This is a genomic window from Massilia sp. BHUDP2 (assembly GCF_046236355.1).
In the GTDB taxonomy this organism is placed as follows: domain Bacteria; phylum Pseudomonadota; class Gammaproteobacteria; order Burkholderiales; family Burkholderiaceae_D; genus Telluria; species Telluria varians.
The window spans coordinates 563,929-576,293 of the sequence record NZ_JBJUVW010000004.1 but is presented as its reverse complement, the minus strand read 5'-3'; the positions used below and the strand labels follow the sequence as shown (position 1 = coordinate 576,293).

Here is a 12,365-nt window from a genome sequence, read left to right as displayed (position 1 = left end):
TCAGGTGATCCTGGTGGGGTTTTTTGCTTTTCTACGCTGCCCAGCGGCGGGCAGACATAAAAAAAGCGGGGCTGCGCCCCGCTCATCGGCCTGCCGGAAGCGCGTTAGACGCCCCAGAGGACGTCGGTATGCTGGTCGCGTGCGGAGCGCAGCATTTCCAGCAGCGGGAATGCGCGCGTCGAGAAGGTCACGACTTCGATCGGTTCGTGCTCGTTATCTTCGTTTTCGCCATGGTGGGCCTGCACGTCGCGCTCGACTTGTTCGGAAATCTGGTGCTTGCGGCTTTCCTCGATTTCGCCCTCGAGCAGCGCGACCGCGCGAGGTGCTTCTTCCGCGGTGATGACGCCGCGTTCCGTATCCTTGTGCAGCAGGTCCAGGATACGTTTGGCGTGTTCCTGGTACATCAGAACCTCAGGATAGGATTTACATTTGAATGTAATCAACATAGCTGTGCCCATTGATTTGTTAGTGACTAAACGATAACACGTCTTGGAAATGCTTTCATCCCGCGCACGCACTCAGGGGCGTGGCCGGCGAAAGAGCCGGGACATGCCCAGCGTTGCCAGTGCACCCATCGCCGCGAAGGCTGCGCCGACCACGGTCCGATCGGTCGGGCCGGCTGCAATCGACGCCAGGCACCAGGCCAGCGCGCCCCAGGACAGGCTGTTGAACATCCCGAGGATCGAGCTCAGGAGATCGCCCTTCCCACGCGCCACGTAATCGCTGCGCAAACCCGGACGGCCGCACCAGTGCACGATCACCGCCGACGCGCATACGGCGCCGGTCACGGCCCCCGCAGCTCCCAGTCCAGCGAGCGGCGCACGCACGATCAGCCAGGCCAGCGGCGCCAGCACCAGGACCAGGCAGGGCAGCACCGCCGCTACCAGCTTGGCATTGCGCACGGTGCCTGGCGGCGCGGGCGAGAGGCGCAACAGGTCGGGCGCGTCTTCCGCCGACAAGATAATCCAGGCCAGGGACGCCGTCAGTGAACTGCACAGCAGCGTCAGCCCGGCCGCCATGGCAGGCAGCTGCACCTCGCTGCGTTTGAAGATGATGAAGAACAGCGGCAGCAGATAGATCAGCTGCAGCGCGACATGCGAGATCAGCTGCGGGTCGCGCAGGATCAGGCGCCATTCCTTGAGCAGCATCGTCGTGAACAGGCTGCGGCCGAAGCCAAAGCGCAGGCCGCCCGCCGGCCGGCGCGCCGCGCGGCTGGACGACGCAGCCTGCTGCAGGCCATGGACGAAGAACCGGTGGGTCCGCGCCGCGGTGAACACGAAGACTGCCGCCGCCAGGGCCACGAGGCCCAGCAGGGGCAGTGGCTCGCCCAGCAGCGCACGGCCCGGCAGCCAGACCGGACTTCCGGCCCCCAGTGCGCCGTCCTCGGCGAAGGCACGCGCAAACGCGGCCGCGGCGCGCGTCTCCATCGAGCGCGAAAACTGCGCGAACAGCTGGGACAGGATGAAGATCAGCGCGCCGGCCAGGGCGCCGATCACCTGCGCGACGATGCGCGTGCGCCGCGCGCCGATGAGCCGCACCAGCCCGAGCGTCATCAGCATGGCGGCGCAGGCGACGATCGTCGCGGTTCCCAGCAGGACTGGATAGACGGCGAGCCAGCCCACGTGGCCGAGCAGTGCGCCCGCATGGGCGAAGGGCGCCAGGAAGAACAGGTAGAGGGCGGCAGTACCTGCAGCCACCGTGCCGAGGCGGACGGTGAAGATGCTGCGCGAGGGCAGGGGCGAGGACAGCAGCAGGTCGAGGTCGCCCCGTTCGAACAGCACCAGCACGCTCGACTTCAGGGCGCTGGAGAGCATGAAGGTCATGCTGCCGTACAGCAGGGCGCTCACCGCGACCAGCACCCGCGGATCGCGCAGATCGATGCCGGCGGTGCGCCACACGACAAACAAGGCAATCGCGTGCAGGGCCAGCCAGGCCAGCCCGACGACGGCGAGTCCGGCCAGCCCGGGGCGCCGTTGCGACTTCTCCGACTTGCTCGAGCCCGCGCTGAACCACATGAGCCGCAGCTCGTGCCGCAACAGCCAGGCGATGCTGCCCGCTTGTGCACTCATAAGCATGCGCTCATGGCTGCGCGGTGAGCTGCAGGAACACGTCCTCGAGGCTGCCGCCGCTGGTGCGCTCGCGCAGCTCGGCCAGCGTGCCTTCGGCGATCAGGCGCCCCTCGCGGATGATCCCGATGCGCTGTGCCAGCCGTTCCGCCACCTCGAGGATGTGGGTGGTGAGGATGACGGTGCCGCCCTTGGCCACATGGGACAGCAGCAGGTCCTTGACCTGGCGCGCGGCGGCCGCGTCGAGCCCCGTCAGCGGTTCGTCGAGGATCAGCAGTTCCGGTTCGTGGATCAGCGCGCCGGCCAGCGCCAGCTTCTGCTTCATCCCGCGCGAAAACCCTTCGGTCAGTTCGTGCGCGTGCGGGCTCAGGTCGAGCCAGTCGAGCAGCTCGCGTGCGCGCGGCTCGGCGGCGCGCGCCTCCACGCCCCACAGGCCGGCCACGAACTCGAGGTATTCGGTGGGCTTGAGCTTCCCGTACAACATGGGGTCGTCCGGCAGGTAGGCCATCCGGCGCTTGGCATCGAGTGGCGCCTGCGCCAGGTCGATGCCAAGCACCTCGATGCGGCCGGCATCCGGCGCCACCAGTCCGGTCACCATGCGCAGCGTCGTGGTCTTGCCGGCGCCGTTCGGGCCGAGCAGGGCGTATAGCTCGCCGCGGCGCACCTCCAGCTCCAGGCCATCGACCGCCGGACGGCCGAAGGACTTGGACAGGCCGCTGGTCCGCAGGGCCGGGCTAGTGTCCGCCATCATTGCGGCTTGAACGAGGACAGGAACTGCTCGGTGTGCTCGGGCGGCATCGCGCCCGGTGTGCCCACCACGATCACCTGGTACACGCGCGTGCCTTTCGCGACGAAGCGCCCGACCAGGCGCACCGGGCCGCTGTTGCCCTTGCCGACCGCGTCGACGTCCAGCGTCGCGCCGGCGGGCGTCGCGGCGTTCTTTTCCGCGGCATCGCTGGCCCCGATATTGCGCAGCAGCGCTTGGCGCATCGCGGGCAGCGTGGCCTGGGCCAGGGCCGCATCCGGCGCCACCGCAGTGCCGACGGCGAAGGTCGTGCCCTCCACCTCGGCGGCCGTCATCGTCATGTCGACCTTGATGCCGCCCAGGTCGATGCCGCGCGTGTGCGTCGCCGGCTTGGCCGGGAACAGCACCTTGAAGGCGCCTTCGGCGCTGGTGTAGTCGCGCCAGTTATAGGTGGGCGAGCAGCCCGCCAGCAGGACCGCGGACAGCGAAGCGAGGACAAGTTGTTTGATGTGCATGCCACGATGGTAACAGGAGGCGCGCCCTGCGGATACTCCCTGCCGTCACGCCTTGAAGGCGCGCCGGTACTGGATCGCTTCCGCGATATGCTCGGCCGCGACGTGCTGTGCGCCGCCCAGGTCGGCCACCGTGCGCGCCACCTTGAGCACGCGGTGGTAGGCGCGCGCCGACCAGTGCAGTTGCTGCATCGCGGCGCGCAGCAGGCGTTCGCCGGCCGCGTCCGGGCGGCAGTAGCGGTCGATCTCGCGCGGCGCCAGGCCCTGGTTCGGCTTGCCCTGGCGCGCCAGCTGCCGCGCATGCGCCTGCGCCACGCGTGCGGCGATCGCGGCGCTGCTCTCGCCGTCGGCCTGGGCGCCGATGCTCTCCGCCGGCATGGCGGCCACCGCCAGCTGGATGTCGATGCGGTCGAGCAGGGGGCCGGAGACGCGGTCCTGGTAGCGCTGCGCGCTTTCTGGCGTGCAGCGGCATTTGCCGGACACGTGTCCGAGCCAGCCGCAGGGGCAGGGGTTCATCGCCGCCACCAGCTGGAAGCGCGCCGGGAAGTCGGCCTGGTGCGCCGCGCGCGAGATCGTGATCTGGCCCGATTCGAGCGGCTCGCGCAGCACTTCCAGCACGCGCCGGTCGAACTCCGGCAATTCGTCCAGGAACAGCACGCCGTGGTGGGCCAGCGAGACCTCGCCCGGACGCGGCGGGCTGCCGCCGCCCACCAGCGCGACGCTCGAGGCGCTGTGATGCGGGCTGCGAAACGGCCGCCGGCCCCAGCGCTGCGGCGAGAAGCTGCCTGCAATCGACTGTACCGCGGCGGACTCCAGCGCCTGCTCCTCGCTCATCGGCGGCAACAGGCCGGCGAAGCGCGAGGCCAGCATGCTTTTTCCCGCGCCCGGCGGCCCGATCAGCAGCACCGAATGCGTACCCGCGGCCGCCACTTCCAGCGCGCGCTTGGCGCTCTGCTGGCCCTTCACTTCCGCGAAATCCGGATAGTCGACGCAGGCCGCCAGCGCCTGGCCGCGGTGGCGCGCCAGCGGGGCAGCGCCCGCGCCGCGCACGAAGTGGGCGCACACCTCGAGCAGGGTGCGCGCCGGGTAGATCGCGGCATCGCTTACCAGTGCGGCCTCGTCGGCATTGGCCAGCGGCAGGACGAAGGCGCGCGCTTGGTCTTCGTTCTCGCGCCGCATGGCGAAGCTCATCGCCAGCGCGCCGCGGATGGGCCGCAGTTCGCCGGACAGCGACAGCTCGCCGGCAAACTCGTAGCGCGTCAGCGCCTCGGCCGGGATCTGCTGCGATGCCGCCAGGATGCCGAGCGCGATCGCCAGGTCGAAGCGACCGGATTCTTTCGGCAGGTCGGCCGGCGCCAGGTTGACGGTGATGCGGCGCGGGGGGATAGTAAAGCCGGAGTTCTGCAACGCCGCACGCACGCGGTCCTTGGCTTCGCGTACCTCGGCATCGGGCAGGCCGACGATGGTGAAGGCGGGGAGGCCGTTGGCCAGATGAACCTCCACGCTGACTGCCGGCGCTTTCATGCCGGCGAGTGCGCGGCTACGTAAGACGGCAAGGCTCATGTGGCTCCTGGGTAGTGGCTGGACTCCCAGGATGGTGGCACCGACTTCAATACTCCTCGTTGAGCGCTGCCAACCGTGCGCGTGAGCTCAGTTTCGCTTGACGTCGTAGCGCGCGAAATGCTTCCACGAACCGTCGGGCTGCGCAGCCTCGAGCACGAATCGCCAGGTCGAGGTGTCGGGCTTGTAGGTCATGGTGTTCCGGAACTGCCCTGTCTTGTACGGGAAAACAAATTGAATGGTATTGCCAGCGATGTGACCTGTTCCGTGCGGAATGGAATACCTTGGCCCGTGATTATCCATCCAGTGCACAAGAATTGCCTGGCTCGCTCCGTCATAGCCAATGAAGACTGCGGCTTCGTATTCTGCCGGTACCTGGACATCCTTCATGCGCATCTCGGTAAATGTCCCTTGCAAGGCAGGCGCGGCGACCATCGTATAGGTCACTGGCGTTCCCTTCACGTCCCCCGACATTACCCACTTCCCGTCCAGCGCTCGGAGAAGGCCATCGCCTGACAATCTCCGCGGATTATTTTCAGTTCATTGTCATGGATCTTGCATCGGATGACGATTTCTCGTCCTTATGAACCGATGAGGCGCTTGAACGCATGGTCGCGGTGGGGAATGGAGTCCGGCCGATGATCTTTATATGCTCTACATCTCACCCGGCGCGAAGCGGTTGCCCACGCTGGTAAAACATTGGAAATCAACAGCAGCGCCGGCGCCATCGCCTTGACTGCTGCTGTCGTACCGATCAAGGCGCAGGCCTCACACGTCCCGCAGGGTCACGACCGGCATGGTCAGCGCGCGCTTGTCCTTGAAGAACGCGATGTCGAACAGGGCGGCCGCGCCGACCACCTCTTTGCCGATCTGGCGCAGCAGGGAGGCTGCCGCCTCGATGGTGCCGCCGGTGGCCAGCACGTCGTCGACGATCAGCACGCGCTGGCCCTTGATCCGTTCCGGCTGGATCTCGATGGTCGCGCTGCCGTATTCGCGCTTGTAATCGATGCTGATCGACTTGCCGGGCAATTTACCTGCTTTGCGCGCCATGGCGAAGCCGACCTTGTGCTCCAGCGCGAGCGCGCCGGCGATCATGAATCCGCGCGCGTCCATGGCCAGGATGAAATCGAAGTGCAAGTCATCGGTCCGCGCATGCAGGGTGTCGATGGCGATACGCCAATGTTCCGGGTTATCGAAAATGCAGCCGACGTCGATGAAATTGACGCCCGGTTCCGGGTAATCCTGGAAAAATTCCAGCGGAACGCTGTCGAAATCGTTCATAAGAGTATGTGTTCGTGTGGGGAAGCGAAGGGAGGAGTGTACGACGATTGGCGCCGGTCTGTACGGAGGCAGCGGGAGCAACCTCCGTCGAAGCGCTACCACGGACGATCTAGCAATTGAGGCAAGTGCACCATGGACGTTGCAGTGTCAATGTGGATCTACGCGGCAACGAATATTGAACGCGTCCGGCGAGATCCTTAGAAGACCACCAGCGGATTCTTCGTGACCGCCACCGCCACGATGTAGGCGAAGCAGGCCAGTGCGCCCACAAAAGCCGCGGTGCGCAGGCCCTGGGTCCGGCCGCGCTTGAGCGCAATGGTGCCGAGCACGATGTAGGCCACCAGGCCCACCACCTTGGCCGTCAGCCATGGCATCTGGCCCGGATACTGATGGCTCACCACCGCCAGGCCGATGGCGCTGGCGAGCAGCAGGGTGTCGACGATGTGCGGCACGATCCTGGCCCAGCGCTGCTCCAGGTTCGGCGAGGCGCGCAGCATCCAGATGCCGCGGACCAGGAACAGCAGGCCGCTCAGGGCCACGAAGGTGACGTGCAGGTGCTTGAGTGCGATGTAAGGCATGGCAGGTTCAGGAATTGATGAGCTGCCCAGTATGCCTCAGGTCGCGGCGCGCGGGTCGGCCACGAGGGCACGTTCGCGATAATCGAACCAGTCGAAATCGGCATGCAGGCCGGTTCCGGCCATGTCCTGGCAGGCCATGCCCACGAAGGCGCCGGTGAAATTGGGCTGCCCGGGCGCTGATGCCTCGTCCGACAGGATGCTGGCATCGAAGCCCTGCGGCAGCCATTGCCATTCACCTCCGGGCAGGCGATAGCCGAACAGCAGCCGCTCCTCGTCGACCTCCACGCGCAGCTCCACAGGCACGCCCGCCGGCACGGGAATCGGCGCGCTGAAGGCATCGGACTGCATGTGGTTCGGCAGGCTGCTCATCACGCGCAGGTGCTTGCCCAGGTCCTCGTCGTGGCTCAGGTACAGGTAATGGAACTTGGCCGCGCCGTAGTAGCACACCAGGCCGGCCGCCTGCTGGTAGTGCTGCGGCTCGAACTCGACGACCGTGCCGGCGCTGTAGCAGTGCGCCGTCTGCCTGCGCGCCACCAGGGCCTGGCGGAACTGGCTGCCGATGGATTCGCGGCCGAACAGGCGCAGGTGGCCCGGGCGTGCGTCCAGGCTGAAAATTTCGTCTGGCCACGGGGTGCGCAGCCACTGGAAGGCGAGCGGCAGCTGCGGGCCGTCGAAGTCTTCGCGCTCCGGTTCGGGCGGGAAGCGATGCTGCGCCAGTTGCGGCGTCTCCGGCTGCAACTCGGGCATGCCGCGGCCGTCGCGGGTGCGCAGCCAGCCGTCCTCGCCCCAGATCATCGGCTGGATCGCCGTCTCGCGTCCCAGCGTGCAGGTGCCGCGGTTGCGCAGCGGACGGCCGCACAGGTAGACCATCCAGGTGCCGCCGTCCGGCGTATCCACCAGGTCCGCATGGCCCGCGCGCTGCAGCGGCGCGTCCGGCCGGTTGCGCGAGGTGAGGATGGTCACGTCCGGATGCAGCTCGTAGGGTCCGCGCAAGGCGCGCGAGCGCGCCATCGTCACGCCATGGTTCCAGCCGGTGCCGCCTTCCGCGGTCAAGAGGTAGTAGTAGCCCGCGCGCTTGTACAGGTGCGGCGCCTCGGTCAGGCCGTGCGCCGTGCCCTTGAAGATGTTCTCGCGCTGTCCGACCAGCTTGCGCTCCTCGCTTGAATACTCCTGCAGCACGATGCCGGCGAAGCGGTTGCCGCCGGGACGGTGGTCCCACAACTGGTTGAGCAGGTACTTGCGCCCGTCGTCGTCATGGAACAGGGAAGGATCGAAGCCGCTGCTGTTCAGGTACACCGGGTCCGACCAGGGACCGTCGATGCTGGGGCTGGTGACCAGGTAGTTGTGGAAGTCGCGCAAGGACGCGCTGCCGGTCGCGCCGCCGGTGGAGGTGCGGCCGTAGCGCTTGACGTCGGTGTAGATCAGCCAGAACAGGCCGTCGGCATAGGTGAGGCAGGGCGCCCACACGCCGCAGGAGTCGGGCGCGCCGAGCATGTTCAGCTGGCTGGCGCGGTTCAATGGGCGGCTTGCCAGCCGCCAGTTGGCCAGGTCGCGCGAATGGTGGATCTGCACGCCCGGATACCACTCGAAGGTGGAGGTGGCGATGTAGTAATCCTCGCCCACGCGCACGATGGACGGGTCGGGGTTGAAGCCGGGCAGAATCGGATTCTGGATCATGCTGTTTCCTTGACGGGAAGGTCGACGTGGCGTGGCTCGCGCACCAGGGTCCAGAGCAGCACGGCAGCGACCAGGTCCAGCACCGCCAGGCTGACGAAGAAGGGCGTGTAGCCCACGCTGCTCATCAAGCCGCCAATCAGGAGCGAGAAGATCAGGAGGCCCAGGTTGCCGAAGGTGCCGCACATGCCGGCCACGGTGGCCACTTCGTTGCGGCGGAACAGGTCGGAAGACATGGTGATCACGGTGACCGACAGGGTCTGGTGCGCGAAGCCGGCAAGGCTGAGCAGGGCGATCGCCGCATAGGCGTCGTCCACGAAACCGACGAAAGCCACGCCCATCATCATGATCGCGCCCAGCGTGAAGGCGCCGCGCCGCGCGTTGATCAGGCGCACCCCGCGCTTCTGCAGCCACAGCACCACGGTGGGGCCGAACAGGCAGCCCAGGTCCGCGGCGAGGAAGGGCAGCCAGGCGAACATGGCGATCTGCTTCAGGTCGAAGCCGCGCACCGTCGTCAGGTACAGAGGAACCCAGAACGCCAGCGTGCCCCAGGCCGGGTCGGCGAGAAAGCGCGGCAGCGCGATGCCCCAGAAGTTGCGCTGCTTGATGATGCTGGACACGGAAGGGCGCTTGCCGTCGCCCTCCAGGTGCTGCTCCTGGCCGGCGGCGATGTGCTGCGCCTCGCTTTTCGATAAGCGCCGGTGGCGCGCCGGCGCATCGTAGAGCAGCAGCCAGATCGCCACCCACACCAGGCCGAGCGCGCCGGTGATGACGAAGGCGGACTGCCAGTTGTAATGCAGGATGGCCCACACCACCAGCGGCGGCGCCAGCATCGAGCCGAACGAGGCGCCGATGTTGTAGATGCCGCCCGCCATGCCGCGCTCCTTGGCTGGAAACCATTCGGAAACCGCCTTCATCCCGGCCGGGTTGGCCGAGCCTTCCGCCAGGCCCAGCAAGCCTCGCAGCACTGCCAGCGTCTGCCAGTTGGTGGCGAAGCCGTGCAGCATGCAGATGATCGACCAGGCCACCGCGAACATCGCATAGCCGAACTTCAGGCCGATCACGTCCAGCACATAGCCGCACAGCGGCTGCAGCATGATCGCACCCTGGAAGGCCGCCGTGATGTACGAATATTCGGCGGTGCTGATGTCCAGTTCCTTCAGCAGGGTAGGCGCGGCGACAGCCAGGCTGCTGCGGGTCAGGTAGTTGATGACCGCCCCCAGCATGACCAGGCCGATCATCCACCAGCGCAGTCCTTTGATCTTCCGAGTGAACATGTTTGCGCAACCATTATGTTGGGTTGCCAACCATATCACATTATTTCGAAGAAATGTTAGCGCAAACTTTCTGGCCTGCCGGGAGTGGGGAAGAATGCATCCTCAGCCGCATTCCCCGACGTAGTGGCACTCGTCGCAGCGGGTGCAGCCATCGACCTTGCGCAGCGCCCGCGCGCCGCATTCCGGGCACCTGGCGCCGCTGACCGCGGGCAGGGCGCCCGAGCTGGTCGGCGGCTGCGGTTCGGCCTCGAGCGCCACGCCCTCGCCGCGGCTGGCGAAGCGGCGCGCCAGCTCCGGCACAGGCACCTGGTTGCCCCAGGCGTCCAGGAAGCCGCGCCGGATCAGCACGCGCTGCAGCATGAAGGCGATCGCCGCCACTTCCGAGTCGTGGTAGACCGGCACCTGGGTGCCGTCCTCGCGGGTGAGGTAACCGCAGCGCACCGGTCCTTTTTCCCAGACCACGTCGCGCATGTCGGCCAGCGCCCGCGCGATCGGCCCGCCGGCGCGCGCCACCATCGACAGCAGGCGCATCGAGGCCGTGATCCACTGCTGGCCGCCGGTGCGCTGGTTCGAGGGCATGAAGAATTCGAAGGGCCGCTCCACCGTCACCTTGCGGCCCTCAAAGATGCCGTCGGCGCGGATGAAGCTGACGGTGAGGTAGGCGGTCTTGCGGCCTTCCTGGGTCGAGTATTCGATTTTGGACGTGACCGATTCCAGCTCGCCCAGCGGGCGGCGCTCGAAGCGCTTCTGCAGCGGGTCCTCGTCCGGCAGGGAGGCCTGTGGCGCTTGCGGCGCCGTCGACAGCACGCTGCCCAGCACCGTGTTCGGACGGTAGGTCGCCAGTCCCTTCAGGCCCGCATGCCAGGCCTGGCTGTACAGGTCGCGGAAATCCTCGAAGGGATAGTCTTCCGGCACGTTGACGGTCTTCGAGATCGCGGTGTCGACGAAAGGCTGGACCGCCTGCACCATGCGCAGGTGGTCGATCGCGCGCATCTCGAGCGCCGTCACGAATTGCGGCGGCAGCGACGCCATGTCGTGCCCCATCTGGCGGTACAGGCGCCAGGCATGGTCCTCGACATCGTAGCTGCGCATGGTGCCGTCGGGCATGCGCTTCTTGCGCTGATAGGTCCAGGAATAGGGCGGTTCGATGCCGTTCGAGGCATTGTCGGCGAAGGCCAGCGAGATGGTGCCGGTCGGCGCGATCGACAGCAGGTGCGAGTTGCGGATGCCGTAGCTGCGGATCGCGTCGCGCAGCCAGTCGGGCAGGCGTTCGACGAACTGGCCGTCCAGGTAGCGGTCCGCGTCGAACAGCGGGAAGGCCCCTTTTTCGCGCGCCAGCGCCACCGAGGTCGCGTAGGCCGCGTCGCGCAGCGTTTCGGCGATGCGCGCCGCCATGGCGCGGCCTTCGTCGGAGTCGTAGCGCAGCCCCAGCATGACGAGGGCGCTGCCCAGCCCCAGGAAGCCGAGGCCGATGCGGCGCTTGTCCCTGGACTCGGCGGCCTGCTGCGGCAGCGGCCATTCGGTCGCGTCCAGCACCAGGTCGAGCATGCGCACGCCGATTGCCGCCACCTCGCACATGCGCTCGAAATCGAAAGACGGATGGGCGCCGAACGGGTCCACCACGAAAGCGGTCAGGTTGACCGAACCGAGGTCGCAGCAGCCGTAGCTGGGCAGGGGCTGCTCGCCGCAGGGATTGGTGGCGCGCAGCTCTTCCGCATACCAGAGGTTGTTCTCGAGATTCATGCGGTCGACGAACAGCACGCCCGGCTCGGCGTGGTCGTAGGTCGAGGCGATGATCCGGTCCCACAGTTCGCGCGCGCGGATCTGGCGATAGACCCAGAGCCCGTCCTCGCGGCGGTAGGCAGTGGCCGCAGCTTCGTCGCCCGGCTCGGCGCGGTGCACCAGCTCGAACAGCTCGTCGCTTTCCACCGCGCGCATGAAGGCGTCGGTCACGCCGACCGAGATGTTGAAGTTGGTGAGCCCGCCTTCGTCCTTGGCGGCGATGAAGCGTTCGATGTCGGGATGGTCGATGCGCAGCACGCCCATCTGGGCGCCACGCCGGGCGCCGGCCGACTCCACCGTGCGGCAGGAGGCGTCGAACACTTCCATGTACGAGACCGGTCCCGAGGCGCGCGAGCGGGTGCCGTGGACCTTGCTGCCCATCGGGCGGATCGCGCTGAAGTCGTAGCCGACGCCGCCGCCGCGGCGCATGGTCTCGGCAGCCTCGGACAGGGCGGTATAGATGCCCGGCAAACCGTCTTCGCTGCCGGAGATGGAGTCGCCTACCGGCTGGACGAAGCAGTTGATGAGGGTGGCCTGCAGTCCCAGGCCGGCGGCCGAGTTGATGCGCCCGGCCGGAACGAAGCCCTGTTCCTGGGCCCAGAGGAAGCGCTCCTCGAAATCGGCGCGCCATTCCTCCGGTTCGAGCGCCGCCAGGGCGCGCGCCACGCGCCGGCGCACGTCGAGGATGCTGCTTTCCTCACCCTTGGCGTATTTCTCGCGCAGGACGTCGAGCGAGACCTCCTGCGGCGCCATCGCAGCGCCTGCCGGCTGGTCGACCGCGTTCATGGCGCGGGAGTCAAGGCTTGTCGAGGATGACGTGCGGCGCGGACGGATCGGTGGCGCCGGGGAGCGCATCGCCGGCAGCCTGGGCGGCCGCCGTGGAGGCGGCC

11 protein-coding genes are annotated in these 12,365 nt (G+C 67.4%); all 11 read right to left on the bottom strand.

The window, feature by feature from the left end; genetic code table 11:
* Positions 1–104: 104 nt before the first annotated feature.
* Positions 105–446, bottom strand: coding sequence for a DUF1840 domain-containing protein (locus tag ACK6C6_RS24190; RefSeq protein WP_209589702.1), 342 nt, complete (start codon positions 444–446; stop codon positions 105–107).
* A gap of 72 nt (positions 447–518) precedes the next feature.
* Entirely contained in the window at positions 519–2,069 is a 1,551-nt protein-coding gene (locus ACK6C6_RS24185; protein ID WP_409269688.1) for a putative ABC transporter permease subunit, read from the bottom strand.
* A 10-nt stretch (positions 2,070–2,079) separates the two neighbouring features.
* Entirely contained in the window at positions 2,080–2,817 is a 738-nt protein-coding gene (locus tag ACK6C6_RS24180; protein WP_409269686.1) for an ABC transporter ATP-binding protein, read from the bottom strand.
* Positions 2,814–3,326: a hypothetical protein gene (locus ACK6C6_RS24175; protein ID WP_209589692.1), complete on the bottom strand. Its 513-nt coding sequence runs from the start codon at positions 3,324–3,326 to the stop codon at positions 2,814–2,816. The genes ACK6C6_RS24180 and ACK6C6_RS24175 overlap by 4 nt, the downstream gene beginning before the upstream one ends.
* 45 nt (positions 3,327–3,371) lie before the next feature.
* Complete coding sequence (locus ACK6C6_RS24170) at positions 3,372–4,886, bottom strand: YifB family Mg chelatase-like AAA ATPase (RefSeq protein ID WP_409269684.1); 1,515 nt, start codon at positions 4,884–4,886, stop codon at positions 3,372–3,374.
* Between the two features lie 87 nt (positions 4,887–4,973).
* Positions 4,974–5,402 (bottom strand): DUF1579 family protein, encoded by a 429-nt coding sequence (locus ACK6C6_RS24165; RefSeq protein ID WP_409269682.1) that lies wholly within the window; start codon positions 5,400–5,402, stop codon positions 4,974–4,976.
* Between the two features lie 249 nt (positions 5,403–5,651).
* The gene (locus tag ACK6C6_RS24160) at positions 5,652–6,164 is read right to left on the bottom strand and encodes an adenine phosphoribosyltransferase (RefSeq protein WP_209589689.1); all 513 of its coding nucleotides are present in this window, start codon (positions 6,162–6,164) and stop codon (positions 5,652–5,654) included.
* A gap of 197 nt (positions 6,165–6,361) precedes the next feature.
* Positions 6,362–6,742 (bottom strand): SirB2 family protein, encoded by a 381-nt coding sequence (locus ACK6C6_RS24155; protein WP_409269680.1) that lies wholly within the window; start codon positions 6,740–6,742, stop codon positions 6,362–6,364.
* A gap of 36 nt (positions 6,743–6,778) precedes the next feature.
* Positions 6,779–8,419, bottom strand: coding sequence for a glycoside hydrolase family 43 protein (locus ACK6C6_RS24150; protein ID WP_409269678.1), 1,641 nt, complete (start codon positions 8,417–8,419; stop codon positions 6,779–6,781).
* Positions 8,416–9,693, bottom strand: coding sequence for an MFS transporter (locus ACK6C6_RS24145; protein WP_036210343.1), 1,278 nt, complete (start codon positions 9,691–9,693; stop codon positions 8,416–8,418). The genes ACK6C6_RS24150 and ACK6C6_RS24145 overlap by 4 nt, the downstream gene beginning before the upstream one ends.
* A gap of 102 nt (positions 9,694–9,795) precedes the next feature.
* Positions 9,796–12,261 (bottom strand): adenosylcobalamin-dependent ribonucleoside-diphosphate reductase, encoded by a 2,466-nt coding sequence (locus tag ACK6C6_RS24140; RefSeq protein WP_409269675.1) that lies wholly within the window; start codon positions 12,259–12,261, stop codon positions 9,796–9,798.
* Positions 12,262–12,365 lie beyond the last annotated feature (104 nt).

Bases quoted from the DNA above. Each gene is read 5' to 3' on its own strand.
- ACK6C6_RS24185 (WP_409269688.1), bottom strand. From the start codon at position 2,069: ATGAGTGCACAAGCGGGCAGCATCGCCTGGCTGTTGCGGCACGAGCTG.
- ACK6C6_RS24155 (WP_409269680.1), bottom strand. From the start codon at position 6,742: ATGCCTTACATCGCACTCAAGCACCTGCACGTCACCTTCGTGGCCCTG.
- ACK6C6_RS24160 (WP_209589689.1), bottom strand. From the start codon at position 6,164: ATGAACGATTTCGACAGCGTTCCGCTGGAATTTTTCCAGGATTACCCG.
- ACK6C6_RS24170 (WP_409269684.1), bottom strand. From the start codon at position 4,886: ATGAGCCTTGCCGTCTTACGTAGCCGCGCACTCGCCGGCATGAAAGCG.
- ACK6C6_RS24140 (WP_409269675.1), bottom strand. From the start codon at position 12,261: ATGAACGCGGTCGACCAGCCGGCAGGCGCTGCGATGGCGCCGCAGGAG.
- ACK6C6_RS24180 (WP_409269686.1), bottom strand. From the start codon at position 2,817: ATGATGGCGGACACTAGCCCGGCCCTGCGGACCAGCGGCCTGTCCAAG.
- ACK6C6_RS24145 (WP_036210343.1), bottom strand. From the start codon at position 9,693: ATGTTCACTCGGAAGATCAAAGGACTGCGCTGGTGGATGATCGGCCTG.
- ACK6C6_RS24175 (WP_209589692.1), bottom strand. From the start codon at position 3,326: ATGCACATCAAACAACTTGTCCTCGCTTCGCTGTCCGCGGTCCTGCTG.
- ACK6C6_RS24190 (WP_209589702.1), bottom strand. From the start codon at position 446: ATGTTGATTACATTCAAATGTAAATCCTATCCTGAGGTTCTGATGTAC.
- ACK6C6_RS24150 (WP_409269678.1), bottom strand. From the start codon at position 8,419: ATGATCCAGAATCCGATTCTGCCCGGCTTCAACCCCGACCCGTCCATC.